Origin of the sequence: Rhizobium sp. Root483D2, assembly GCF_001426685.1 — a bacterium.
Taxonomy (GTDB): Bacteria; Pseudomonadota; Alphaproteobacteria; order Rhizobiales; family Rhizobiaceae; genus Pararhizobium; species Pararhizobium qamdonense.
In genome coordinates, this window is sequence record NZ_LMFB01000001.1 from 369,962 (window position 1) to 393,971 (window position 24,010).

Below are 24,010 nucleotides of genomic sequence, written 5' to 3' on the forward strand. Positions count from 1 at the left end.
GGTGGATGGATCCCTGTGACAAGCACAGGGATGAAGGAATTCCGGAAACGCGCCACGCCAGACGGCAAACTTCAGAGAGAAGAAAACGGCAAGACGGACCCTTGCCAGCCCGCCGCCCATGCCGCACTTTTCCAGTTATGAAAGGCTATGTTTACATCCTCGCCTCGAAACGTAACGGCACGCTCTATACCGGGGTGACGAGCGATCTGCCGGGCCGGTTGTTCGAACATCAGAACGAACTCACCAAGGGCTTTACCAGCCGCTACGGCGTCAAGACGCTGGTATGGTTCGAGGAGTATGACCTCGTGACGACGGCCATCACCCGCGAAAAGACCATCAAGAAATGGCCACGCCAATGGAAACTCAACCTGATTGAGGCGATGAACCCGGACTGGGAGGATATCGCGCATTATTTGCATGGCTTGTGAGAGGACGGTAGCGCCTTCTTGAATGCGGCTCTCTCCATTGCGTCTTGCGTTCTACGCGGTTCTCACGCTCGGCTTTTCCGGTGGGGACACGTCCCCCTCCGTCATTCCTGTGCTTGTCACAGGAATCCAGTGCGCCGCGTCTGCGGCGCGCAAGGCTCTCTTCTCTTGCGGCGTTCTTTCGCCGCGCAGACGCGCGGCGGCTGGATCCCTGTGACAGGCACAGGGATGACGGAGTTTGGAGTGCCGTGCATGCGAAACAATTGGCTGCGGAGCAGCGGTCTGCAGCCGTCCCATACCGTAGCGGTCCCCCGGCATCTGTCTGCTAATGGCTGAGCAAAACGCCACCTGGGGCGAATTCCACCGGTTGACGCAGCGCCAGCAGGAGCAGGCGTGCCAGAAAATACCACAGGTCAGCGCCAGTTCACTTGGCTACATTGAGACCTGCAACCTCTCTCCCTGCCGCAGCGCTTAGGCCTGCCTCACGCTTTTTCTCTGAGGCGCAGTCAACGTCGGGGTGCATCAGTGTTTCCCGCCCTGCATCCGCAAAGGACCGCGCCGTCGGGCGACCACCATGATGGCAGGTCAGCCTAGAAGGCATACCGGATAAGACTGAGAACCTATGCAAACCGCCGGCAAAGCCGGCGGTCGAGGGGCGCAGTTTTGGTGCGGCGTTTAGGCCGCCATGCCCTGGATGGCCGAGACCTGCCAGTCGCCGCCGCGCTTGCGCAGGAACGTCCAGAGCTCGACGGTCTCCGTCAGATTGTCCGGGTCGCCCTCAACGACGCGGCCGGTGGCGCGGTCGCGGGTGACGTCGATGCTTTCGTAGCGCATGGCCACGGTCGCATAGTCGTCGCCTGCCTCGTTCCAGGCTTCGGCGACGTCGCCCTGCACCAGATGCACATCGCGGACCTCGTTCTTCAGGCCCTTGGTGGCATTGTCGCTCAGCTCTTCGGCCAGCCACGACATGGCTTCCGGCGTCGTCAGCTTGCGCAGCGTGCCGTAATCTTCTGCGGCATAGGCGGACTGAACCTGTTTCAGCATGGTTTCGAACTGGCCGAGATCCTCTTCGCCGACACCGATCTCGTCGGTCGTGTCATCGGCCATGCGGGGCTGCTCCGGCCGGGCGGCACCATTGCCGTTTGCGGCTGCGCCCTGAGACGCTCCTGCAAGCCCGCCCAGCGCGCCGCCGCCAATGGACGGGATCTTGAAGGACGGCATGCCGGAGCCGGAACTCTGGCCAAAACCCTGCATCGGCGAATTGCCGCGCGGCGCATAGCCGGCCGGCGCCGCCGTCTGGCGGTTGCGGAAGAAGCGCAAGGCGAGCATCACGGCGCCGCCGATCAGCGCGATCTGCAGGAGCATGCCGAGCATGCCGGCCATGCCGCCGAAACCCGTGCCCATCATCATGCCGATCAGGCCGCCAAGTGCGAGACCGCCGAGCATGGAGCCGGCAAAACCGCCGAAGAGACCGCCCGGACGCTGCGCGCCGGGACGCGCCGCCTGGCCCATATTCTGCTGGGCAGCACCGGGTGTCGTCGCCTGGTTCTGCGGGGTCATCGTCCGGTTGATCGGCGTCGCATCGGCCGGCGCCGTGCGGGTGACCGGCGGTGCGGAGAATGTGCGGGTGCCGCGGCTGCCGAAGCTTGCGCCGCCACGGCGGGCCTCCGCCAGGTCGGCCACCGTCAGCATCATCATGGAAGCAACCGCAACGGTTGCCAAAACGCGTCCAACTCTCAACATGAAACCCAATCCTATCGTTCACTCCCGGCCCGCAAACGCGCGCCTCTTGGCAGACATATGGGGACATCGCGCGGCGAATTGAAGGCTTTTGCGCCGCAGTTCACGGTAAAGCGGGCTTGCTTATGGCTTTTGACCCCAGGGGAATTGACGAAAAGTCCGGCGAAGCGGAAGGATTGGCGCGGCCGCCCTGCGCATTGTGGAAGCCGCCTATATCATCGAAGGAACGTGAGATGAGCCATGCATTGCCCGAAATTCATCTCGTACGGCATGGACAGACGGAATGGAGCCTTTCCGGAAAACATACGGGGCGCAGCGACATTCCGCTGACCCAGGCGGGCGAGGATGCGGCCCGTGGCCTGGCGGACCGGATGCAGGACCTGACCTTCCCGATTGTCTGGTCTAGCCCGTCGCAAAGGGCGTTCAACACCTGCGTGCTTGCGGGCTTTGGCGACAGATGCGTGAAAAAAGACGACCTTGCCGAATGGGATTATGGCGCCTACGAGGGCCTGACGACGAAACAGATCCTGATTGAGCGTCCCGGCTGGCAATTGTTCCGGGACGGCTGCCCTGGGGGCGAGACAGCAGTGGATGCCGGAGCGCGGGCCGACAGGATCACCCGGGAAATCCGCGAGATTGACAGTGCGGTGCTGATCTTCTCCAGCGCACATTTCCTGCGGGTGCTCGCCGCCCGCTGGTTGGGGCTGCCGCCCGGGGACGGCAGGCTGTTCGTTCTGGATACCGCAAGCATGAGCGTGCTCGGTTACGAGCATGACCGCACCGAGCCGGTCATCCGGCGATGGAACCAGACCTGAACAAGCGTCAGCCGATGAACGTATCGTAGAGCAGCTTGAGATTGAGAACGACGATGATCGAGGCGACGATCCAGGCGAGCGCGGCGACATATTTCGGAATGACGAAAGTTCCCATCTTCTTTTTATCGGAGACGAAGCGCACCAGCGGGATGACGGCAAAGGGCAGTTGCATCGACAGGATGACCTGGCTGAGCACAAGAAGTTCGGCTGTGCCCTTTTCGCCATAGATCCAGGTGACGACGACGACCGGGACGATGGCGATGCCACGGGTGATGAGGCGCCGGGCCCATTGCGGAATGCGCAGCCGCAAAAAGCCTTCCATGACGATCTGCCCGGCCAGGGTCGCCGTCACCGTCGAATTGAGGCCGGAGGCAAGCAGCGCCACCGCAAACAGCGTCGAAGCAATGCCAAGGCCGAGCAGCGGCGACAGGAGTTCATAGGCCTGGCCGATCTCGGCGACATCGGTGCGGCCATTGGCGTGGAAGACGGAAGCCGCGATGATCAGGATAGCGGCGTTGATGAACAGAGCCAGCATCAGCGCGATCGTGCTGTCGGTGGTCGCCCATTTGATCGCATCGCGCTTGCCCTCGTCGGTGCGCTTGTAATTGCGGGTCTGGACGATGGAGGAATGCAGATAAAGATTATGCGGCATGACGGTGGCGCCGATAATGCCGATGGCGATGTAGAGCATGGCAGGGTTGGTGACGACTTCGGTCGAGGGCAGGAAGCCCTGAAGTACAGCAGCAATCGGCGGTGCGGCGGCGGCGATCTGGATGACGAAGCAGCCGGCAATGACGATCAGAAGCGCGATCACGAAGGCTTCGAGATAGCGGAAGCCCTTGTTCATCAGCAGCAACAATAGGAAGGCATCGGCCGCCGTGATCAGTGCGCCTGCGATCAGCGGGATGCCGAACAACAGTTGCAGGGCGATCGCCGTGCCGATGACTTCTGCCAGATCGCAGGCGATGATCGCCGCTTCGCAGGCAAGCCAGAGCATGAAATTGACGGGCCGCGAATAGGTGTCCCGGCAGGCCTGGGCAAGGTCCCGGCCGGTGGCGATGCCGAGACGGGCCGCCAGCGCCTGCAAAAGGATCGCCATCAGGTTGGACAGCAGAATGACGGTGAGCAGCGTATAGCCGAACTGCGAGCCGCCGGCGATATCGGTCGCCCAGTTGCCGGGATCCATATAGCCGACCGAGACCATGTAGCCCGGCCCCATGAAGGCCAGAAGCCTGCGGAACCAGACACCGCCCGAGGGGACGGCAATGCTGGCATTGACTTCAGGAAGGCTCGGGCGCGCATCCTCTTCCGGCTTGGCAAACGTCCAGCTCTTTTGAGGTGGAAGGGCGGCTTCGGGATTGGACATAGACGGGCTCCGGACGCGGAAGGGCTGATTTTCCCAAAACCTATGCCAAGGCAAAACATTATGCAATAGGCTATATTTTATCGATCAGGCTGTTTTTAAGGGATAAAACGCATCCAGGACGGGAATGTGGAAGACGGGATAAATCGTTATGAAAAATCCAAGCCCGTGGTATGAAACCTCAAAAGCATGATGAAGATCTTTGAGAGGATATCGCCCCGTTGCCGCGCCGCCCTGTTCCCCGCACGGATCCGCTCCCAGATGCGGACATACATTCCGAGGGCTTCCGGCAGACCCGTGAGGCACGGCGCGGCGCGCTGATCGAGGATTATGTCGAGCTGATTGCCGATCTGATCGAGGACGGCAACGAGGCGCGCCAGGTGGATATCGCCGCCCGCCTCGGCGTGGCGCAGCCGACGGTGGCCAAGATGCTGGCACGGCTTGCCGCCGAGGGACTGGTCTCGCGAAAGCCCTATCGCGGGGTTTTCCTGACCGAGGCCGGCCAGAAGATGGCGCTGGAAAGCCGGGCCCGCCACCAGACGGTCGAGGCCTTCCTGCGCTGCCTCGGCGTCAGCCCGGAAACGGCGCGCATCGATGCCGAGGGTATCGAGCATCATGTCAGCGTCGAGACGCTGGAAGCCTTTCGCCGGTTTATCGACAGGCAAAATTAGCCGGCCCGCAGCCTGCGTCCGAAGCGTTCGCCCAGAATGATGATGAGGCCGGCCGAAAAGATCAGCGCGGCACCGGCAAACACCTGGGTCGCGGGAATATCGCCCCAGATCAGGAAGCCGAGCCCAAAGGCCCAGATCAGCGACGAGTATTCGAACGGCGCCAGCACCGAGACCGGCGCCCGGCGCATGCCCTCAAACAGCGCATATTGGGCGATGCCGGCAATCAGCCCGGTTCCGACCATCAGTGCCACATCCAAAAGGCTGGGCGCAACCCAGGTGACGGCAACGGCAATGCCGGTGAAAAGGATGAAGAAACCGCTCGACAGCGTCATCTGTACCATCGTCACCTCCTGCATCGCGGTCTTGCGCAAGAGTACAGTGGAAAACGCCCAGAACACGGCCGCCTGCAGCGCCAGCCAGACCGGCAGGGAGAGCTTCATGCTGTTGCCGAACGGGTCGGTTGCCACCAGCACGCCAATGAAGCCGACGATGACGGCGATCCAGCGCAGCGGCGGCACATCCTCCTTCAGGATCGGCACAGCGAGAATGGTGATCAGGATCGGCGCGGCATAATAGATCGTCGTCAGCTCAGCCAGCCCAAGATCGCGGGCGGCGGTATAGTAGGACAGCCAGGCGGCAAGCAGCAAAAGGTTGCGCAGGATCATCGGCTTCAGAACCGGGGAATGCACCGCGCGGACAAGGAGAGGACGGCGGCCGATGGCAGTGCAGATCGCAAAGATCGTCACGCTGCGCACGAAGAGAATCTGCCAGACCGGCAGTGCCACCACCAGCCATTTGACCGAGGCATCCTGCAGCGTGAACAGGAAATAGGAAAAGATCGTCAGCAGAATGCCCGACAGTATGGAGGTATTCACGCATGGCTCCCGCAGGTGCTGCGCAAATCGCGCGCGCTCTGTGATATCGCGGCGCCCGCGTGCAAGGAAGAGGCAGGACAGCGCGGCATGTGGCGAAAAATGGGGGCGGGGCTGAAAATAAAGCGGACGGACGGCGCAAGCCGCATGCGACTAACCAAACCCTGCGCTTCACGGCCGCTTTGTCAAAGCCCGATCACCGACAGCATAACGAAGGTGGCAAACAGCACGAAATGGGTCATGCCCTCGATGGCATTGGTTTCGCCATCGTTGAGATTGATTGCCGCAACCACCAGCGTGATCGTTACCATCACCGTCTGCACCGGCGTCATCGCCATGATGAAGGGCTGCCCGGTATAGAGCGCGATTGCTTCCATCACCGGCACCGTCAGGATGACGGTGGAGAGCGAGGCGCCGAGTGCGATATTGACGACGGCCTGCATGCGGTTGGCAAGTGCTGCGCGCATCGCCGTCATGATTTCCGGCGAGGCCGAAATGGCAGCAACCACGACCGCCGCAAGCACCGGCGGCGCGCCGGACCCTTTCAACCCAGCCGTCATCAGGCCCGACATGATTTCGGCCAGGATCCCGATGATCACGACGCCGGCAATCAGGATGGCGATGGATACGGCCACGGGCTCCTCTTCCGGTGTCCGCTTTTCCGCACCCTCGCGCTTGGGGTAGCTGTAGCTGAAGAAATAGCTGTGTACGCCCACCTGCATCTTCAGAAAGACCGCGTAGAGCGTCACCATCGCGACGATGGTGAAGGCGGAATAGAGGTGCCATTTGGCTTGCGGAACGAATTCCGGCACGATCATCGAAATGCCCATCGCCGTCAGGATCATGACGCTATAGGTGCGGCTGGAATCGTCGTTATAGGATTGCTCGCCATGTTTCAGGCCGCCCAGAAGGGCTGCGAGCCCCAGGATGCCGTTGATATCGAGCATGACGGCGGAATAGATGGTGTCGCGCACCAGGGTCGGCGAGATCTCTTCGCCGCTCATCATGATCGCCAGAATGATCACCTCGACGAGCACTGCTGACAGGGTCAGGATCATCGTGCCATAGGGGTCGCCGACCTTGGCGGCGAGAACCTCGGCATGATGCGCGACCCGCAACGAGGCCAGCACGATGGCAAAGACCAGCACGGCAGCGCCGGCAAGGGACGCCACCTGTCCCGCTTCCAGCACCGCATGTTCAAACAGGAAGCCAACGGCTGCAAAAGCAAGCGCTGCCGCGAGGAGGATTTCGGACTTCAAGATGGAGAGCAAATGCGGCGCCTCGCAACCAGCGGGATAAGGTCCAGCGAAGTATAGGCGGCGCGGTGCGTATTTCAATCATGCCGGTGCGCGGGAGATCGAAACGACAGGATTATTTTCCTTGCTCACTTTACTCGCTGCCACATTTTGGCTAATCTCGACCGGCAGAGACCCACGTCAACACGAAGCCAGGATATCAAGGAAAGCGTCACGCTTCACCGCTTGCAGGATGCGCAACGATGTTTTCACATGACCGGATCTGGAGCGCCATCGATGCGCTCGCCGAGCGGCATCAATTGTCCCCTTCGGGTCTCGCCCGGCGGGCCGGGCTCGATCCGACCTCTTTCAACAAGTCCAAGCGCCATTCCGCCGATGGGCGCGAGCGCTGGCCATCGACGGAATCGATCGCCAAGGTGCTGGATGCGACCGGCTCGACGATCAACCAGTTCATGGAATTCCTGCGGCCGGGGCCAACGGCCGGGACACTGCCTGAAGGCGCCTTTCCGCCGCAGACCGGCTCCATTCCGCTGCTCGGCTTTGCCCAGGCGGGGGCCGGCGGCTTTTTCGATGATGGCGGCTTTCCCGCAGGCCAGGGATGGGATGTCGTCGAGTTTCCGGCCGCCCCCGGCACCAAGGCCGGCGTCTATGCGCTGGAAATCCAGGGCGACAGCATGTTGCCGCTCTATCGCGACGGCGATGTGCTGATCGTCGAGCCCGGCGCGCAGATCCGCCGCGGCGACCGCGTGGTGGTCAAGACCACGGAGGGTGAAGTCATGGCCAAGGTTCTCGTGCGCCAGACGCCGCGCAATATCGAGTTGCTGTCGCTCAATCCGGATCATCCCAACCGGACGTTTGAACTCAGCGACGTCGAATGGATCGCCCGCATCATATGGGCCAGCCAATAGGACATTTTTCCTTGATGAATCGGCACCTGCTCACCCTTTGCGGCGGCCTGGCCGGAATTCTCCTGACCATCGTGCTGCTGATAACAGGCGCATCGGCCATTCAGAGACGGCAGAGCGCCGAGACGCCGGACTTTGCCTTGGAAACACCGGATATGGCAGATGTGCCCGGCCTTGGCGACGGGTCGGACAGCGCTGACACCGAAACCGGCGGGAGTGCCGATCCAGCATTGACTGAAACTCCGGATGCCGGCCTTCCTGCAAAGCTGGAGAGGCCGGACAAAGCCGTTCGCGATATCGCGCCCGAGCAATTCGGATATCCCGAAGAGGTCACGGCGCAGCCGCTGGAGCGGATCGAGGCACGCAAGCCGCTGTCGCAGCCCGTGGCCCGGCCGGAGCCGGTTCCCGCTGTTCTTCGCCATCCGGTGGCGCTATCGGCGGGCCTTATCCAGTTTGGCGACCGGCTGCTGCAACTCGACGGGATCGAGCCGCAAAAGGCGGACCGCGTCTGCGGCGAACAAGGCAAGACATGGCCCTGCGGCATGGTGGCCAAAACCGCATTCCGCAATTTCCTGCGGGCTCGCGCGCTTGTTTGCACCGTGCCGAAGAACGGCTGGCAGGGGACGCTGACCGCCGCCTGCAGCGTCAATGCCACCGATCCGACTGCCTGGCTTGCCGAAAACGGCTGGGCGGACGCCCCGGAAAAATCGCCGCTGTCCAGTAAGGTTGCCGCTGCCCGCCAGTCCCGTCTCGGCTTTTTCGGCGACGATCCGCGTGATTTGAGCCCGGCACCGACCGTCCCGGATGAAACGCTGCCGTCTACGGATGCAGGTGTTGATATGACCGGGCGTTGATATGATAGGTCAAGACTTGTAGACCGCATCGGCGATCCATATCTCCCGGAACTGCAACAGCCACACGGATCATCCATGCCCGACACCATGAGCCATCACGAAGCCCTTATCTATGTCATGGTGATGATGTCGGCCGTCGATACCGCCATGACCGATAACGAACTGGAACGCATCGGCCGGCTGACCAGCTTCCTGCCGGTGTTCGAAGGGTTCGACCATGACCATCTGATGCATGCCGCGCGCGAGTGCACGGCCCTTCTCGACGGTCCGGAAGGATTGGACATCGCGCTTGAAGTGGTACGCGAAGCGCTTCCTGCGCGTCTCAATGATACGGCCTATGCGCTGGCCGTCGAGATTGCCGCTGCCGACCACGCGATTGCCCAGGAGGAAATCCGGCTGCTGCAATTGCTGCGTGACCGGCTGGGGCTGGACAAGCTGACCTGCGCTGCCATCGAGCGCGGTGCCATGGCACGGTTTCGCAGGTGAAAGAGGGCGGTTTTCCGCTTCACGCCAAAGTGCATTCACCTCAGCCGCCATCCCGATAGAATGAGGGTTCACAAGACGAACAGGCAATCGATGATGGTGCAGGCATGACGCTGTTCGGCATTGGCGAACCGGCCCTGAGGCTTGCCTTCTTTGCCGCAATCTTCCTGACGCTTGCCATGCTCGAACTGCTCCATCCCAGGCTGGAGCGGCCGGAATTGATGCGCGCCTTGAAAGCCCGGCGCTGGTTTACCAATCTTTCCGTCCTCCTCCTGTCATCGCTGATCCTGCGGCTGATCTTTCCGGCGGCGGCCACCGGTGTCGCGCTGTTTGCCGCTGCGCATGGATATGGGCTTTTGCCGATGCTCGGGATGCCACCGCTGATCGGCGGTATCCTGGCCTTCGTCATTCTCGATTTCGCCATCTGGCTGGAGCATGTGCTCTTCCATAAGGTGCCACTGTTCTGGCGCATCCACCGGGTGCACCATGCCGATACCGGTCTCGACCTGACGACAGCGCTGCGCTTCCACCCGCTGGAAATCATGATCTCGGTCCTGTGGAAATCCGCCGTGATCCTTGCGATCGGCGCACCGCCGGAAAGCGTTCTGGTCTTTGAGATCGTGCTGAATGGCGCAGCCATGTTCAATCACGCCAACCTGAAACTTCCCGGCCGTATCGACGGGCTGTTGCGCCGCCTCATCGTCACGCCGGACATGCACGCCATCCATCATTCCACCGAACCCGATGAGACCGACAGCAATTACGGCTTCAACCTGTCGATCTGGGACCAGCTTTTTTCAACCTATCGCGGCCGCTCGCAACATCCGCCGGACGCCATGGGGATCGGGCTTGCGCAATATCGCAACCCTTTGCCATACCGATTGTTCTGGTCGTTGTTTCTGCCATTTCAAAAGTTGAAATGATACAAGCTCAATAGATCCCGGCTGGGAAATAACGCAGATAAATCTCGTTCAGCCGGCCCTTGCGCGACAATTCCAGCAGCGCATGATCGATCGCCTGCGTCAGCGCGGAATCGCCCTTGCGGTTCATGACCGCTAGCCCCTCGCCCAGAAACCGTTGCGAGAAGTAAGCGCCGTCGATCAGCGCGCAGCATCCGGCCGCATCGCTGCCGGCCGTCCAGAACGACAACTGCATGCCGTCTGAAAACACCGCCGCAACGCTTCCCTGCTTCAGGGCCGCCAGCATCGCGTCGCGGCTGGGAAAAGACCGGCTTTCAAGTTTGGGAAAAAATGCCTTGAACATAGCCTCATGTGTGGTTCCCGACACGGTGCCGACCGGCTTTCCCGCAAGCGACGCCACCGAAAGCGCACCTGCCATCACCTGCCGATTGGCAGCGAAACGGGCGGGAAGCTTCATGAAGGTTCTCGAAAAGGCAAAGCGCTGCCGCAATTCCGAGCTGGTGCCGATCCCGGCAATGACTGCCTCCCCCTGGCCGCCTTCCAGAGCGGGCTGCAACTCCGCAAACGTCACGGCCTGGATCTGGCACTTCGCGTCGATTTCCAGCTCGTGGCAGATCTCGCGGACCAGATCCACATGGAAGCCGGCAAGCTTGCCGGACTGATCGATAAAATTGAACGGCGGGAAATCCACTGTGGTCAAAAACCGCAGCCGGGCGAGGCCGCTCAGGTCCGGTTTTGCAATCCGTTCGCGCGCGTCAAACAACAGGGGCAGATCGTTCACCCCTTCCGCAGCACGCAGTGACACTGGAAAAGATGCAACCAAACACACGCAAAACGCGAATATACCATAGAATTTTAGAGATGCACGGAAAGCGCGTATCATTATGATCATTCCCGGAGAGCGGTGAGAAAGAACCGCGCGACGCGCAGCGATAGGGTGTTTATGCGGCTGGGAGAATATCCGGACAATTCCGGAATGGCTACCGCGAATGAGCCGCCCGGCGGGCGATCTCGAAACGATACTGCGATTGCGCGCCTGGCGCCGGCGTTGAAGCACGAAGGCCGCCTGCTGCTCCAGATGGGGATCGGCAAGCCGGCGATTGCCTCGGCAATGCGACTAGCGCAAGCGCATGGCACGAGCGTCGAAGACGAGTTGCTCGCATCCGGCGAGATCGAGGAAACCATCTATTTCGAGGCGCTGGCGGAGATGCTGGGGCTTGATTTCATGCCCATGATCGATGCGGACCGGGTCCAGGACGTGGACGGCCTCGACACTCAGATCTTACGGCCGGAAATTCTACGGATACATCACGCCAGCCGTCCGCCGGTCACCGTGATCGTTCCGTCGATCGGCCGGTTCTCCGAACTTGCCACGCTGTTGCAGCGCATGCCGATGCTGCGGCAATGCCTGGCCATCTCGACACCATCTGCGGTCCGCGCTGCCGCCTGGCAGGCGGGCAGCCAGAGGCGGGTATCGGTGGTGACGCGCGCGCTGTTTGAAACCGCGCCCCTCTACAGCGCCCGCATCACCTTTTGGGGCAAGCAGGGTTTTTATGCCGGGGTCACGCTGTGCAGCTTGATCGGGGTGGCACTGGCCGTGCCTACCATCAGCATCCTGGTGCTGCATATCGTGCTGACCCTGTTTTATCTGGCCAATTTTCTGGTGCGCCTCTACGCGCTGAGGGCCGCCGGGCGCCAGGAGCGCCTGGCGCTGCAACGGGCGCGGGCGTTGCCGCCCGCCGCTGCCGGGCCTGTACCGGTCTATTCGGTGCTCGTGGCGCTCTACAGGGAAGAAAGTGTCGTGGCGCAGCTGGTCCACGCGTTGAACCAGATCGACTGGCCGCGCTCGCGGCTCGATATCAAGCTGATCTGCGAGGCGGATGATGCGGCAACCATCGCGGCGATCCAGGCTTTGCGGCTGGGGCGCGAATACGAGGTCGTTCTGGTGCCGGTCCACCTGCCCCGCACCAAGCCGAAGGCGCTTGCCTATGCGCTGCCCGGCGTTCGCGGCACCTATGTGACGGTCTATGATGCCGAAGACCGGCCGCATCCCGGCCAGTTGCGGGAAGCGTACGACACGTTCATCGCAGCCCCTGCGCATATCATCTGCCTGCAGGCGCCGCTGATTATCACCAATGCGCGGCAATCCTGGTGGAGCGCGCTGTTTGCGCTGGAATATGCCGGCCTGTTTCGCGGGCTGCTGCCGATGCTGTCTCTGACGGGTCTGCCCCTGCCGCTGGGCGGCACATCCAATCATTTCCGCACGGCGGAACTGAGGATGATCGGTGGCTGGGATCCCTACAATATGACCGAGGATGCTGATCTCGGCATGCGGCTGTACCGGCTCGGCTATCGATCGCGCGTCATCGCCAAACCGACGCTGGAGGAAGCGCCGGTCCTGCCCTCCATCTGGCTGGGGCAGCGCACCCGCTGGTTCAAGGGGTGGCTGCAGACATGGCTGGTGCTGATGCGCAAGCCGGGCCAGCTGGCCAAAGAAATGGGCTGGCCGGCTTTCTTCGTCTTCCAGATCCTGGTCGGCGGAATGCTGCTGTCCGCGCTCAGCCATCCCGTCGTCATCGGCTTCATCGCCTATCTGACCTGGCTGATGCTGCACAACAGCACGTCTCCGCATGACTGGCTGGCCTTCTGGCTGTTCAGCGGCGATATCATCAATGTCTTCGGCAGCTATGCGGTCTTCATTTCGCTTGGGCGCAACCGGATGACAATATGGGAAAAACGGGCGGTCGGCTGGCGTTGGGTTTTCGTGCCAATCTACTGGCTCTTCATGTCGCTCGCCGCCTGGAAGGCACTTTTGGAGCTGCGGACACATCCGTTTTCCTGGAACAAGACGCCGCATGTTCCTGTGAAAGACCACGGGACCTGATGCGGCAAGTGGAGTGAACCCTCGGGCTGGACCACGGGACACGAACAAGCCATTGAGCCGAGATGATCTCGCCTGTTGGGTTGTCCTGCGAAGTGGTTTAAGGAGGCAGTCAAGTTCACGGCACTTACGACAGTATGGGCGGTGATGTGCTTGATGTGAAAGCTTCTGCATGAGACGAAAAATGTTATTCCTCGATAGCCATGACGAGGAACTGATTAACGTCCTTTCAGGACAGTTGATCGACCATAGCCAATACGTTGAAATCGGGGCGGGTAACGGCTCTACCGCTCTTTATTTCAAAACACTGTTTCCGGCCGCTTCCGTTCTCGCCGTTGAGGCGCTTCAGTCCACCCATCTGAAGCTTGAAAAGAACTGTGAAGGCCGTGGAATACGAACGCAAAGAGCTACTGTCTCCAGCGTTGTATCAGCGCCTATATTCGACGGTTCCTTGGATTTGGGCCGAACTACCACGCTGGATCAACTGACGGACCGTATGGAGCATGTCGATCTGCTAAAGATTTCGACGGTCAATCTGGCTACGAAGATCATAAGTGGCTCAGCAAGAACGATCTCGAAGACTTCGATCCTGACAATGCCGGTTTCGGGAAATTTTCGCTTAGAACAGGAAGAGGCCCATCACTCCAAAGCTGACCTGATGCAGGAACAGATCGACCTGCTTGGTTTCCCATTCGTTTATTGCTTCATGGATCGTGGTGATCTTGTTCAGGCTGAACACGTTCCGGATGTTGCAAGCATTCTGGAGGGATCCGATGGAGATCACACACTCGTTTTTGCACGGGGCCCAATCCCGGCGATCACGCCTCAAGGATATCTATTTAAAGTTTTCGCTCAGCGACAGTAGCCATCGTTATTGGTCCTGTCACGGCGTTACGATTGCCCGAAGAATCGTTTGGCACTCAGATAGTAAAAGGCATAATCGGCAATGAGCCAAATTCACCTGACCTATAACAATAGGGCGCGCACCGATGGCGCTGGCGCCCAACTGTACCGCATCTATGGCATCTATAGCCTAACAAGAAGGTTTGGCTTCGGCTGTCTGCACTCGCCGATCTGGCGGCTAGACAACTAAGGGCTTGAGGCTCAAGGACACAGACTTTACTGACGCCTTGGCCGACGACTTCAATAGTCTGTGCGTCATCCCGTCAGTCCAAGCGTGGCCGAGTGGTGCTTTAGTCGTCGATTTGACCGATCAGGTACCGGGATTTCACGACCGGCTTCTTGCGGAATATTCCTCGCATGCCGCGCGGATGGTAGTGAGGATCACGCACCCCCACCTGGTGTTCGACGTCGACACCACGATCTGGTACCACTCCGAGGCGGTGTCTCCACTTATATCAGATGCAAAATGGGACGGCAGGCGGCCCGTTCGGGTAGCGGTCCACGTGCGCGTGGCGACATCCATATTCTGGAGCGAAACCGCTTGCTACCGAACTCCTATTAACTTGGCGTCATCAACACCATCATCGACGCTCTGAAGAAAGATGGCATCAGGCATACGATATCAATTCATTCGGAGACCGCGAAAAGCTTCACAGTAGGTAAAAGCGACCTTGGCACTTACAATCTGAGTGCGGATTTTGCATTTGAGGCTGACGATGACGACTTTGGCGACGTCAAGAGCATCAAGGATCTCCGGTATCGCTTCATTGAGAGGGCGATAGATTCCTTTCAGAGCATCGCCACCGCTGACGTTATCGTTACCAGTGTGTCATGCTTTAGCTATCTCGGCGCGATACTTAATCCGGACGCCATCACTGTCTACCATCCGTTCTTCCACAGCCCGCTGCCCGATTGGCTTGTGCATCGCCGGACCGCAGGTTTAATACGGAGGGCTTTGCTGAAAGATTTTAGAAACCACGCGGGCGGTGGAAGCGCCTAATGGAAGCGCTTCAATTCAAAAACCCATAAGGAACGATCGGTTTAATCTATATTGGAAGATGGGTGTCAACGATGTCATCGGTCGCGTGCTCGGCCGAGCCATCCCCGTCTTTCAGTTTCCCGACACCAAGCATGTTTTCAGCCTCTTCCAGGCTATCGACTGAGGTAACGGTACCATCGTGCAGAACAGCCAAGTCCTGACAGTAATTTTTCAGGACCGCGGGAGACGAGGTTGCTATTAAAAAACCGCTTTTTTGCATCTTCTCTTCAGCCAGTATCTTGCATTTTTCTCTAAAAGCTCCTCGCCCGCCGATAATAACTTCATCGATGAGATAGAACTCATAGGGCATGGCGTAAACCGTGGTGAAAATAACCCTTGTCCTTTCATCACGGTTTAGCGTGTTGAAATTTCGGTCCATGACCTTCTTATCGAGGTCGGCAAACTCCATGATGAACTTGATAATTGGCAACGGATCAAATCCCGCCACCCTGCATAAAAATGCAATGTTCTCTCTTGCCGTAAGCATCCCGTGGAAGACGCCGCCGCCGCCAACGGGGAAAGAGATGTTTGAAGAACGCTTGACCCTGCCTTTGTCTGGCATCAACTTTCCGGTCGCCAGCGCGATCAATGTCGATTTTCCAGTGCCAGGGGCAGCTAGGACTCCCGTGACTCTATCGCCTTCAAACACTGCCTCCACGTCCTCGAGCACTATCGTCTTCCTGGACTTTTGACGGAGGGTTTTATGAACGCCCGAAAATACAATCGACATGCACTCTTCCTATTTGAGTCACCGGCACCCGTATAGGCGGACTTTAACCGGCGGTCAAAAGCGTACGCTAGACCTCGATCTTGTTGAGAAATGCTCTATGCCAATGCACATTACGGCGGATAACCTTCTTAGGTGGCCCTACCACCAGAGTGCGAGGCTCAACCGTTCCGCTTATGGTGCTTCCAGCGCCGATGATTGCGCCTTCCCCAATGCGGGTACCCTTCAGCAATGTGACGCCACGTCCAACCCACACGTGGTTTTCAATCACAATGGACCGCGCATAGTTGATACGATTGCCATCTTCATCGAAAATTGAATGAACATCGCTCACAGAGGCAAACACCGCACTCGACAGCATGCAGTCTACGCCGATCGTGATATCCGCAGTTTCGTGGAACCACAATTGAGCGTGCTCGATGGTTGAACCCATCCCGATTGACAGATTGCAACCGTCCGCAATGAACAGCGCGTATCCATCCGCGATATGGGCTCCATAAGCGAGGGAAATTGTGTTGTTAGAACCTCTGATCTCGATGTTCATCCCGAGAACGGTCTCAGGCGGGGCGATCACCGTGTTATTGTTACCAAAAAGATGAATTCCACCCGACCCCAAAAACTGCCCTTCAAATCGGATGTCATTGCCAGTCCCGTGATCAATAAGCATGCGCAGACAACTTCCAATGTGGCGCACGGCATTCGTAGCGGCACCAGATACAGTTTAGGGTTCGGTTAGGCAATGATCGTCACGGCTTGAAGCTGGATGCCGCCCTGATCATGTCTGAGGTGACTGCAACGCTGTCAGCACATTGCTCCATGAAGGCGCGGAGGCGATATTCCCCCCAACGTTTCTGCATCTCAGCGAGTTCAATTCTTTCTTTCGGAGAAAGCCGGGCGATACCTTGCAGTTGCCCTTCGCTGGCGGCGGCGCGCGGGTTAACCGGCGCCGGGCCCAATGAAATTTCAAGCTTTCCTAAGTCCATTCTTCCACTCCAACGACTTTAACGATCTTGGTTTGCCCTCCTTTATGAACTTCGGTCAAGCCCGCTAAATGCCGTCCGCTCGACCTTATCCCCACAGAGGCCATCGCCTCTTTACACCGGTTCTATTGCCGAAATGCTTCTCTCACGAGTAGACATGCTTTCCAAGCCCAAGCCTAGTCGACCGTCCCTATCAACCTCCTCATTTGTGCAGATATACCTGCAACGCCTCACATGACGATTGCCGGCAATATCGGCGTATAGAATTACCAGGATCATCTCCAGACTGAGCGAAGGGACTGACTCATCTGGTAATAATGCGGAAGACGAACACCTGCGAACAACTCGCCGCCCGGGTCGGAGATTCCAAACCCATGAGGATCATCCTTGATGAAAGGCAAATCGTCAGACCGTCGGTGCCAGCTTCTCGCCATCACGCCAGAAGCAAGTGTTTGGCCAGTATTCTTGATTATGATTTGGATCAAATTTTTATAATTAGTCAGAAGTTGCACCTTCTGAATCGATAGAAAGGCTCGCCGCTCAAGTCGGCTCGCATTTTGCGCGTCGCGCACTCTCCGCACCGCAGCCCACGCGGCTACAATGGCTGCTCCGGCAGTCACGAATGCGGACATCGCAGTGAAGGAATCAAGCCATTCATTCGACAAATTACTGGTGGGCCAAGTGAAGGGCTCATCAGTCGGGGTGATGGGGCCTTCAACGATTGCCGACTGCTCTTGTTGGGGTGCAGATGGCGTTTGCTCCTGCGCGGCCACACCCCCTGAACACAAGATAAGAAGTATCAGGACAGCTGCAGCTGATAAAAACAACCTATGCATCCTTCATGCCCCCAAACCCGCCGTGATCGCGCTACCCCACACCCAGATATCACAACCAATATGTAACTCCTACAACCAGTTCACAGCCCGGACATGATCCCCGCCACCGAAATCGCCCAATTCCGAAAATTGATCAAGCCCCACTTCGTTATAGTGGTCCATCCGATCGCGTTCGGGTAATCAGACCGCTTGTCGCGTTGGTCGTCTCGGTCGAATAGAAGCCGGAATCCCTGCTGACGGCACGATGGGCCGGGAGGATGAAGACGTTCGGGTCTCCCGAGCCCCGAATGTATTCAATCTGATCGCGCAGGTGTGCGGTGTTCCACCTGACATCGGCGTTTGAAGCACGCCCTATGGAATGCCAAGCAAAGACTATTTTCGTATCCGGTGATCTGAGACCCGAAACTTCCTCCAAATTTTTTGGTGGAGTCCGTTACTCTGAGGAGACGGACAGCATGAAGCATTTCACGGTTCACGGACGAGCAGATCATCGGCATGTTGAAAGAGCAGGAGAACGGGCTGAGGACGGCCGATGTATGCCGCAAGCACGGGATATCCGAAGCGACCTTCTACAAATACAAGGCGAAGTTTGGCGGGATGGAGATTTCCGATGCCCGCAGGCTGAAACTTTGGAAGACGAGAAAGCCAAGCTGAACAAGCTGCTGGCCGAGACCATGCTAAACAATGCCATTTTGAAGGATGTCGTCTCAAAAAATGGTGACGCCCGATGTGAAGCGGGACGCTATGGCTCATGTCTGCGTGCAGCATGGGGTGAGCCAGCGTCGGGCGTGCGAAGTTTTGTCCATCGACCGGTCAGGCGTGCGATACCGCAGCGTCCGGCCTGATGACGCGGATATCCGTGAGGCTATGAAGGCGGTGGCGCCCGAACGCCGCCGTTTCGGCTATCGCCGCACCCACGTTATGCTGGATCGGCAGGGTATTGTCATGTACATGACGAAGCTGCGGCGGCTCTATCGCGAAGAGAAGCTGATCGTCCGCAAGCGCGGCGGTCGCAAGCGAGCCTTAGGAACGAGACGACCTTTGGCTTTACTCTCGCGCACCAACGAGCGCTGGAGCCTCGATTTCGTCAGCGAGGCCTTTACGGACGGACGCCGCTTTCGGGTCCTTTCCGTTGTCGACGACTTCACCCGCGAATGCCTGGCGCTGGTCGCCGGCACGTCGCTTTCAGGTCGGCGGCTTGCACGAGAACACGATGTGGTCATCGTGCGCCGATGGAAGCCGTGAACGATTGTTTCCAACAATGGTACGGAGAGGACGAGCATGGCGACGCTAGAATGGGGCCAAATACTCACGTCAACTGGCATTACATCGCGCCGGACAAGCCGATGCAAAACGGCTTCGTGGAAAGCTTCAATGGCAGCTTCCTCGACGAATGCCTCAACGAAGCCCTGTTCTCGTCGCTGACACAGGCGAGAACTGGCATTAAAGCATGGAAGGCGGAATACAACCGGAATCGACTACATTCTTCACTAGGCAACATCACGCCCAGTTAATTTGCTTCGCAAATCGCGCTGGAAAACAGGCCGCATAAGGCCAAATTGAAAACCAACAGCCAGCGAATGACCGTGAGCGCAATCGCGTTGAGCATCGATCCGGTCGGTCTTTTCCAAAAAGCCCATCGCCTCGGCGAAATACCGGACGCTGCGCGCATTGGCCAGGCCGCACCCCACCCCCCAGCTCCGACAGAAGCAGGAAGGCCGGCCGTTCGTAGCCGCCCGATGCCTCCATCGCCACCAGCTCGACACCCTGCGCCCGGCACAGATCGGCCAAAGCGCCAATCCCTGCCGCATCGTTGCCGAAGCGCTGAAAGAGACCCACGGGACGCACATAGGCATCCAGCCAATCCTTCGAAACATCCACTCCACAAATCATTCTGTTCACGGTAACCTGCCTTGTGCGTGCGGTTGGAACCAAGCGACTATTCGGTCGTACGTGACAATAGCGGCGATCCCTGGCTCATCCACGGTTGTAACCGGAGGGGGAAAACGGGCGACGCCGCCACGCCTTCGGCTGGATGGCCATCCGGCCGAAGGCACAGTCACTTCATTTCACAGAATTCGTTCCATGTGGATACAAGGCCGAAGAAGCAAATTGATACCAGCAGGTTTGCACTTCCATGATTTGCGCAGAACAGCAGCAACAAAATTCTATCTTGCCGGGCTGTCTGTAAGAGTCATTGCAGAGATTATTGGCTGCGAAAGGGACGCCGTAGACGAGATTATTCGTCGATATGTGAGCCGGACTGCAGCCACGGAGGCGGTGATTAACCAGATCGGCAAGGCCAAAGCCAGAACAGAAAGTGTAAAACTACCTATACGTCTGTTTGAGGGGCTATCGAAGACAGCCGCAAAGCCCTGAAAAACAAGGTGGAGCGGGTAGCGGGAATCGAACCCGCACGATCAGCTTGGGAAGCTGACAAGCTACCACTACATCATACCCGCCTTGCTAGCGCAGGTTTCCACCAAGCACGGCTGCCTGTCAAGGCGGCAGCCGGTTTTCTGCAAGGCAATCGCTTCAGCGCAGCCTTATGCGAGTAGCGGAGAATAACGGGACTGTGATTCATGAGAGGCTTGGAAACATAGAAGCCAATCATACCGTCCTCTTCAATTCCTTCACGGACAATCCTCGATCATTTTCCACCCTTTCGGAGCCTCGACAGGGTTGGCGGGTGATATATCCGCTGCCGGAAGTGCTGTTGCTTGTGCTGTGTGCGACGCTTTGCGGCATGGAAGACTTCGTCGAGATCCGGCTTTGGGGCGAGGAGCGGATGGATTTTCTGCAACGTTTCTAAGCCTTCGAGCGTGGCCTGCCATCCACACGACACCTTGAACGAGGTCATCAACACGCTAGATCCGGACTTGTTCAAATCCTGCTTCACATTGTGGGTCGAGGCGTTGCGCGATCGTGAGCCCGATGTCATCGCCATTGACGGCAAAACGTCACGCCGCAGCCATGCGCACGGGCATGGCCGCGACCCGTTGCATATGCTGCATATGGTGTCGGCTTGGGCGACGCGGCGACGGCGGGTGCTCGGCCAGGAAGCGACGGATGTCAAATCCAACGAGATCACCGCCATTCCGCTTTTGCTTGAGCGCCATAAACTGACCGGTGCCATTGTCACCATTGACGCCATGGGCACGCAGACCGCCATTGCCGAGATGATCGTACGGCGCCGCGGCGACTATATTCTCGCGCTCAAGGCCAACCGTCCCGCCACCCATGACGATGTCGCCCGGCTCTTCGATGCGCCACCAGCCACCATGATCGAACCCGTCTTCGAAACGTGCGACAACAACCATGGACGCCTTGAGCAGCGGCGGCATCTGACCTGCCACGATGGATCATGGATGATGTCCGGCCGCCGCTATCCCGGCGAACCACGGTTTCCCCATCTGACGATGATCGCCATGGTCGAGAGCCGGACTGAGCGCAACGGCAGGATCGAGCACTAGCGGCGCTACTATCTCTCCTCCGCCAAGCTCAATGCCAGGATGTTCGCTGCGGCTGTCCGGCCCATTGGGTATCGAAAATCGTCTCCACTGGGTACTCAACGCCGTTTTCCACGACGATCCCGCGCCTGTGAACAGGATTCGGTCCACAAAACATGGCAGTCGTCAAACACATGGCCATCAACCTCGTCAGAAATGCAAACGACGGCCATAGCCTCAAGCCAGGCGCAAAAAAGCAAATCTCAATCCCGAACATCTGCAGAGCACCATCACCCAGACACCAAAATTGACCTGAAGCGATTCCCCTGCGGTTTTCCGGGCGGAATTTACTCTGCGCGGAAATGCTTGGAGAGTTTCAGGCCCTGTGCCTGGTAGTTGGAACCGAGGCCCAGACCATAGAGCCCTTCGGGGCGCTCCATCATGTGCTCGTATACAAGGCGGCCGACGATCTGGCCGTGTTCGAGGATGAACGGCACTTCGTGACTGCGCACTTCCAGCACGGCACGGCTGCCTTTGCCGCCGGCCGAGGCATGGCCGAAACCGGGATCGAAGAAACCGGCATAGTGGACGCGGAATTCGCCGACCAGCGGATCGAACGGCGTCATTTCAGCCGCATAGAGCGGCGGCACATGCACGGCTTCGCGCGAGACGAGGATATAGAATTCGTCAGGATCGAGGATCAGTTCGTCGCGGCCGCGGCTGTAGAGCGGCTCCCAGAAATCGAAGATGCCGTGTTCGGCTTTTTTGTCGACATCGACGACGGCAGTATGGTGCTTGCCGCGATAGCCGATCAGTCCATCGGCACCGGTGCCCTTCAGATCGATCGACAGCGCGATACCGGCGCCGGAGACGTTGGGCGTTTCGCTGGCAACGAGGACATCGCTTTCGTGCAGCGCCAGCACCTCGTTTTCGGTCAGCAAGGCATGGCCGATGCGAAAGCGGATCTGCGACAGGCGCGAGCCGCGCCTAACGATGACAGGGAAAGTGCGCGGGCTGATTTCGAGATAGAGCGGACCGGAATAGCCGGCCGGGATCTTGTCGAATTCCTGGGCGCGATCGGTGATGACGCGGGTGAAGATATCGAGGCGGCCGGTCGAGCTCTTCGGATTGGCCGAGGCCGACATATCCGGCAGAAGATCGAGGCTTTCCATCAGGGGAACGATGTAAACACAGCCGGTTTCGAGCACAGCCCCTTCGGAAAGGTCGATCACATGCAGTTTCAGCCGGTCGAGCTTATCGGCCACCAGATGGCCGGGGCCCGGCATGAAGCTGGCGCGCACGCGGAATGCCGTGGAGCCCAGACGCAGATCGAGACTGGCCGGCTGGATCTGGTCCTCATCGAGCCGCGCCTCGCTTTTCAACCGCCCTGCTTCAAACAGCGCAGCAATGGCGCGATCGGCGAGAATGCCTGTGGCCCTGGTCATTTCCATCGTCCTCTTTGCCCAACCGGCGTCATACCCTAAATTGTCCCTGTGACATATCTTGTTGTTCACGGGAATTGACGCAAGCGCGGCTAATCAGTAAATACGGACTTATCCCGTGGTGATTTGGCCGGTCGGCTTGCAGCCACGTAAAACAAATAGCTAAAAAGGCCGGGTTTGAAACCGGCTTGCTTTACGCGGCCGGTTTTTTTGTTTTGAAAGAGACAATCGATGAGCAACAATTGGCGCCCCGCGACACAGCTCGTTCACGGCGGCACGACCCGTTCAAACCATGGTGAAACCTCCGAAGCCATCTTCATGACGCAGGGCTTCGTCTATGACAGCTCGGAAGCGGCGGAAGCGCGCTTCAAGGGAGAGACGGACGGCTTCATCTACGCCCGCTATGGCAGCCCCACCAACGACATGTTCGAACAGCGCATGTGCATGCTGGAAGGTGCCGAGGACGCGCGCGCCACCGCATCCGGCATGGCTGCAGTGTCCGCCGCGATCCTGTGCCAGCTGAAAGCCGGCGATCATATCGTGGCGGCCCGCGCCCTGTTCGGCTCCTGCCGCTGGGTGGTGGAAACGCTGGCGCCGAAATACGGCATCGAATTCACGCTGATCGATGGACGCTTCCTGGAAAACTGGGAAAAGGCGGTCCAGCCGAACACCAAGGTGTTCTTCCTGGAAAGCCCGACCAACCCGACGCTGGAAGTGGTCGATATCGAGGGCGTCGCCAAGATCGCCAACCAGATCGGCGCCAAGGTCATCGTCGATAACGTCTTTGCAACGCCGCTTTTGCAAAAGCCTCTGGAGCTGGGCGCCCATATCGTCGTCTATTCCGCCACCAAGCATATTGACGGCCAGGGCCGTTGCCTTGGCGGCGTGATCCTGTCCGACAAGGAATGGATCAACGAGCATCTGCACGACTATTTCCGCCATACCGGCCCGGCGCTCTCCCCGTTCAACGCCTGGACGCTCTTGAAGGGCATCGAAACCCTGCCCTTGCGCGTGCGCCAGCAGAGCGAGAATGCCGCGCGTGTCGCCGATTTCCTGGCCGAGCAGAGCCAGGTCGCCAAGGTGATCTATCCCGGCCGCAAGGACCATCCGCAGGCCGATATCATCGCCCGGCAGATGAAGGGTGGCTCGACGCTGGTCTGCTTCGAGCTGAAGGGCGGCAAGGAGGCGGCGTTTGCGCTGCAGAACGCGCTCGATATGGTGCTGATCTCCAACAATCTCGGCGACAGCAAGAGCCTGATTACCCATCCGGCAACGACCACCCACAAGAACCTGTCAGACGAGGCGCGCGCCGAGCTTGGCATTTCGCCGGGCACCGTGCGCTTTTCGGCAGGCATCGAGGATAGCGAAGACCTGATCGAGGATTTCGCCCGTGCTCTGAAGTCGGTTCAGGCCTGATTTTTCAACGCGTTCAGAACGCCCGTGTCTTCT

20 protein-coding genes, 1 tRNA gene, 4 pseudogenes and 1 riboswitch are annotated in these 24,010 nt (G+C 59.0%); of the genes and pseudogenes, 13 read left to right on the plus strand and 12 right to left on the minus strand.

Annotation, left to right across the window (positions count from 1 at the left end; translation table 11 throughout):
* The first annotated feature begins 137 nt into the window (after positions 1 to 137).
* On the plus strand, positions 138 to 428 hold the full coding sequence (locus ASD32_RS01715) for a GIY-YIG nuclease family protein (RefSeq protein WP_060636160.1): 291 nt from the start codon (positions 138 to 140) through the stop codon (positions 426 to 428).
* A gap of 672 nt (positions 429 to 1,100) precedes the next feature.
* On the opposite strand, the gene ASD32_RS01720 is transcribed toward ASD32_RS01715, so the two are convergent.
* Complete coding sequence (locus ASD32_RS01720; protein ID WP_060636261.1) at positions 1,101 to 2,168, minus strand: Tim44 domain-containing protein; 1,068 nt, start codon at positions 2,166 to 2,168, stop codon at positions 1,101 to 1,103.
* Between the two features lie 230 nt (positions 2,169 to 2,398).
* On the opposite strand from ASD32_RS01720, the gene ASD32_RS01725 reads away from it, so the two are divergent.
* Positions 2,399 to 2,980 (plus strand): histidine phosphatase family protein, encoded by a 582-nt coding sequence (locus ASD32_RS01725; protein WP_060636161.1) that lies wholly within the window; start codon positions 2,399 to 2,401, stop codon positions 2,978 to 2,980.
* Positions 2,981 to 2,987: 7 nt separating this feature from the next.
* Here the strand turns inward: ASD32_RS01725 and ASD32_RS01730 are convergent, their stop codons facing one another.
* Positions 2,988 to 4,346, minus strand: a complete 1,359-nt coding sequence (locus tag ASD32_RS01730) for an Nramp family divalent metal transporter (protein ID WP_060636162.1) — start codon at positions 4,344 to 4,346, stop codon at positions 2,988 to 2,990.
* Between the two features lie 218 nt (positions 4,347 to 4,564).
* Here ASD32_RS01730 and mntR point away from each other — a divergent pair, with 218 nt between their 5' ends.
* Complete coding sequence (gene mntR, locus ASD32_RS01735; RefSeq protein ID WP_060636163.1) at positions 4,565 to 5,014, plus strand: manganese-binding transcriptional regulator MntR; 450 nt, start codon at positions 4,565 to 4,567, stop codon at positions 5,012 to 5,014.
* On the opposite strand, the gene ASD32_RS01740 is transcribed toward mntR, so the two are convergent.
* Positions 5,011 to 5,889, minus strand: coding sequence for a DMT family transporter (locus tag ASD32_RS01740; protein WP_060636164.1), 879 nt, complete (start codon positions 5,887 to 5,889; stop codon positions 5,011 to 5,013). The two genes, mntR and ASD32_RS01740, sit on opposite strands and share 4 nt — an antisense overlap.
* Before the next feature lie 182 nt (positions 5,890 to 6,071).
* The gene (locus tag ASD32_RS01745) at positions 6,072 to 7,157 is read right to left on the minus strand and encodes a calcium:proton antiporter (RefSeq protein ID WP_060636165.1); all 1,086 of its coding nucleotides are present in this window, start codon (positions 7,155 to 7,157) and stop codon (positions 6,072 to 6,074) included.
* Positions 7,158 to 7,384: 227 nt separating this feature from the next.
* Here ASD32_RS01745 and ASD32_RS01750 point away from each other — a divergent pair, with 227 nt between their 5' ends.
* The 4 genes from ASD32_RS01750 to ASD32_RS01765 all read left to right on the plus strand — a co-directional run bounded on the left by ASD32_RS01750 (position 7,385) and on the right by ASD32_RS01765 (position 10,307).
* The gene (locus ASD32_RS01750) at positions 7,385 to 8,050 is read left to right on the plus strand and encodes a helix-turn-helix transcriptional regulator (protein ID WP_060636166.1); all 666 of its coding nucleotides are present in this window, start codon (positions 7,385 to 7,387) and stop codon (positions 8,048 to 8,050) included.
* A gap of 14 nt (positions 8,051 to 8,064) precedes the next feature.
* A complete protein-coding gene (locus tag ASD32_RS01755; protein ID WP_060636167.1) occupies positions 8,065 to 8,901 on the plus strand; it encodes a thermonuclease family protein in 837 nt (278 codons plus the stop codon).
* Between the two features lie 75 nt (positions 8,902 to 8,976).
* Positions 8,977 to 9,387 (plus strand): tellurite resistance TerB family protein, encoded by a 411-nt coding sequence (locus ASD32_RS01760; RefSeq protein WP_060636168.1) that lies wholly within the window; start codon positions 8,977 to 8,979, stop codon positions 9,385 to 9,387.
* Between the two features lie 104 nt (positions 9,388 to 9,491).
* Complete coding sequence (locus ASD32_RS01765) at positions 9,492 to 10,307, plus strand: sterol desaturase family protein (RefSeq protein WP_060636169.1); 816 nt, start codon at positions 9,492 to 9,494, stop codon at positions 10,305 to 10,307.
* Positions 10,308 to 10,314: 7 nt separating this feature from the next.
* Here ASD32_RS01765 and ASD32_RS01770 read toward each other — a convergent pair whose 3' ends face one another.
* Positions 10,315 to 11,196 carry a transporter substrate-binding domain-containing protein gene (locus ASD32_RS01770; protein ID WP_156383002.1) on the minus strand — a complete coding sequence of 294 codons (882 nt, stop codon included), beginning with the start codon at positions 11,194 to 11,196 and terminating at the stop codon, positions 10,315 to 10,317.
* An 84-nt stretch (positions 11,197 to 11,280) separates the two neighbouring features.
* Here ASD32_RS01770 and ASD32_RS01775 point away from each other — a divergent pair, with 84 nt between their 5' ends.
* Together ASD32_RS01775 and ASD32_RS01780 are read left to right on the plus strand one after the other, a co-directional pair.
* On the plus strand, positions 11,281 to 13,188 hold the full coding sequence (locus ASD32_RS01775; protein ID WP_244490066.1) for a glycosyltransferase: 1,908 nt from the start codon (positions 11,281 to 11,283) through the stop codon (positions 13,186 to 13,188).
* Positions 13,189 to 13,369: 181 nt separating this feature from the next.
* Entirely contained in the window at positions 13,370 to 14,050 is a 681-nt protein-coding gene (locus ASD32_RS01780; protein WP_060636172.1) for a DUF938 domain-containing protein, read from the plus strand.
* A 1,084-nt stretch (positions 14,051 to 15,134) separates the two neighbouring features.
* Here the strand turns inward: ASD32_RS01780 and ASD32_RS01785 are convergent.
* From ASD32_RS01785 to ASD32_RS01800, 4 genes are all read right to left on the minus strand, one after another.
* Positions 15,135 to 15,857 (minus strand): hypothetical protein, encoded by a 723-nt coding sequence (locus ASD32_RS01785; RefSeq protein WP_060636173.1) that lies wholly within the window; start codon positions 15,855 to 15,857, stop codon positions 15,135 to 15,137.
* A 67-nt stretch (positions 15,858 to 15,924) separates the two neighbouring features.
* Positions 15,925 to 16,521 carry a hypothetical protein gene (locus ASD32_RS01790; RefSeq protein WP_060636174.1) on the minus strand — a complete coding sequence of 199 codons (597 nt, stop codon included), beginning with the start codon at positions 16,519 to 16,521 and terminating at the stop codon, positions 15,925 to 15,927.
* Positions 16,522 to 16,600: 79 nt separating this feature from the next.
* Positions 16,601 to 16,837: a hypothetical protein gene (locus ASD32_RS01795; RefSeq protein ID WP_060636175.1), complete on the minus strand. Its 237-nt coding sequence runs from the start codon at positions 16,835 to 16,837 to the stop codon at positions 16,601 to 16,603.
* Positions 16,838 to 17,109: 272 nt separating this feature from the next.
* Complete coding sequence (locus ASD32_RS01800; RefSeq protein ID WP_156383004.1) at positions 17,110 to 17,661, minus strand: hypothetical protein; 552 nt, start codon at positions 17,659 to 17,661, stop codon at positions 17,110 to 17,112.
* Between the two features lie 504 nt (positions 17,662 to 18,165).
* Here ASD32_RS01800 and ASD32_RS01810 point away from each other — a divergent pair.
* Positions 18,166 to 19,181 (plus strand): annotated as a pseudogene (locus tag ASD32_RS01810) (IS3 family transposase); the annotation flags it as partial.
* A 93-nt stretch (positions 19,182 to 19,274) separates the two neighbouring features.
* Here ASD32_RS01810 and ASD32_RS30525 read toward each other — a convergent pair.
* Positions 19,275 to 19,572: pseudogene (locus tag ASD32_RS30525) on the minus strand (transposase); the annotation flags it as partial.
* Positions 19,573 to 19,797: 225 nt separating this feature from the next.
* Here ASD32_RS30525 and ASD32_RS29340 point away from each other — a divergent pair.
* A pseudogene (locus ASD32_RS29340) lies at positions 19,798 to 19,986 on the plus strand (site-specific integrase); the annotation flags it as partial.
* A 72-nt stretch (positions 19,987 to 20,058) separates the two neighbouring features.
* On the opposite strand, the gene ASD32_RS01815 reads toward ASD32_RS29340, so the two are convergent.
* Positions 20,059 to 20,132 (minus strand) — tRNA-Gly (locus ASD32_RS01815).
* 137 nt (positions 20,133 to 20,269) lie between these two features.
* Between ASD32_RS01815 and ASD32_RS28805 the strand changes: the two are divergent.
* A pseudogene (locus ASD32_RS28805) lies at positions 20,270 to 21,435 on the plus strand (ISAs1 family transposase).
* Positions 21,436 to 21,466: 31 nt separating this feature from the next.
* Here the strand turns inward: ASD32_RS28805 and ASD32_RS01830 are convergent.
* Positions 21,467 to 22,564: a 2'-deoxycytidine 5'-triphosphate deaminase gene (locus ASD32_RS01830; RefSeq protein ID WP_060636262.1), complete on the minus strand. Its 1,098-nt coding sequence runs from the start codon at positions 22,562 to 22,564 to the stop codon at positions 21,467 to 21,469.
* 105 nt (positions 22,565 to 22,669) lie between these two features.
* A riboswitch (SAM riboswitch) is annotated at positions 22,670 to 22,748 on the plus strand.
* A gap of 44 nt (positions 22,749 to 22,792) precedes the next feature.
* Here ASD32_RS01830 and ASD32_RS01835 point away from each other — a divergent pair.
* Entirely contained in the window at positions 22,793 to 23,977 is a 1,185-nt protein-coding gene (locus ASD32_RS01835) for an O-succinylhomoserine sulfhydrylase (protein ID WP_060636179.1), read from the plus strand.
* Positions 23,978 to 24,010: the final 33 nt, after the last annotated feature.

What these genes read in the sequence shown, in the direction of transcription:
- ASD32_RS01715 (WP_060636160.1), top strand. Translation starts at nt 138, where the DNA reads ATGAAAGGCTATGTTTACATCCTCGCCTCGAAACGTAACGGCACGCTC.
- ASD32_RS01720 (WP_060636261.1), bottom strand. Translation starts at nt 2,168, where the DNA reads ATGTTGAGAGTTGGACGCGTTTTGGCAACCGTTGCGGTTGCTTCCATG.
- ASD32_RS01725 (WP_060636161.1), top strand. Translation starts at nt 2,399, where the DNA reads ATGAGCCATGCATTGCCCGAAATTCATCTCGTACGGCATGGACAGACG.
- ASD32_RS01730 (WP_060636162.1), bottom strand. Translation starts at nt 4,346, where the DNA reads ATGTCCAATCCCGAAGCCGCCCTTCCACCTCAAAAGAGCTGGACGTTT.
- ASD32_RS01750 (WP_060636166.1), top strand. Translation starts at nt 7,385, where the DNA reads ATGTTTTCACATGACCGGATCTGGAGCGCCATCGATGCGCTCGCCGAG.
- ASD32_RS01755 (WP_060636167.1), top strand. Translation starts at nt 8,065, where the DNA reads ATGAATCGGCACCTGCTCACCCTTTGCGGCGGCCTGGCCGGAATTCTC.
- ASD32_RS01760 (WP_060636168.1), top strand. Translation starts at nt 8,977, where the DNA reads ATGCCCGACACCATGAGCCATCACGAAGCCCTTATCTATGTCATGGTG.
- ASD32_RS01765 (WP_060636169.1), top strand. Translation starts at nt 9,492, where the DNA reads ATGACGCTGTTCGGCATTGGCGAACCGGCCCTGAGGCTTGCCTTCTTT.
- ASD32_RS01770 (WP_156383002.1), bottom strand. Translation starts at nt 11,196, where the DNA reads ATGATCATAATGATACGCGCTTTCCGTGCATCTCTAAAATTCTATGGT.
- ASD32_RS01775 (WP_244490066.1), top strand. Translation starts at nt 11,281, where the DNA reads ATGGCTACCGCGAATGAGCCGCCCGGCGGGCGATCTCGAAACGATACT.
- ASD32_RS01780 (WP_060636172.1), top strand. Translation starts at nt 13,370, where the DNA reads ATGTTATTCCTCGATAGCCATGACGAGGAACTGATTAACGTCCTTTCA.
- ASD32_RS01785 (WP_060636173.1), bottom strand. Translation starts at nt 15,857, where the DNA reads ATGTCGATTGTATTTTCGGGCGTTCATAAAACCCTCCGTCAAAAGTCC.
- ASD32_RS01790 (WP_060636174.1), bottom strand. Translation starts at nt 16,521, where the DNA reads ATGCTTATTGATCACGGGACTGGCAATGACATCCGATTTGAAGGGCAG.
- ASD32_RS01795 (WP_060636175.1), bottom strand. Translation starts at nt 16,837, where the DNA reads ATGGACTTAGGAAAGCTTGAAATTTCATTGGGCCCGGCGCCGGTTAAC.
- ASD32_RS01830 (WP_060636262.1), bottom strand. Translation starts at nt 22,564, where the DNA reads ATGACCAGGGCCACAGGCATTCTCGCCGATCGCGCCATTGCTGCGCTG.
- ASD32_RS01835 (WP_060636179.1), top strand. Translation starts at nt 22,793, where the DNA reads ATGAGCAACAATTGGCGCCCCGCGACACAGCTCGTTCACGGCGGCACG.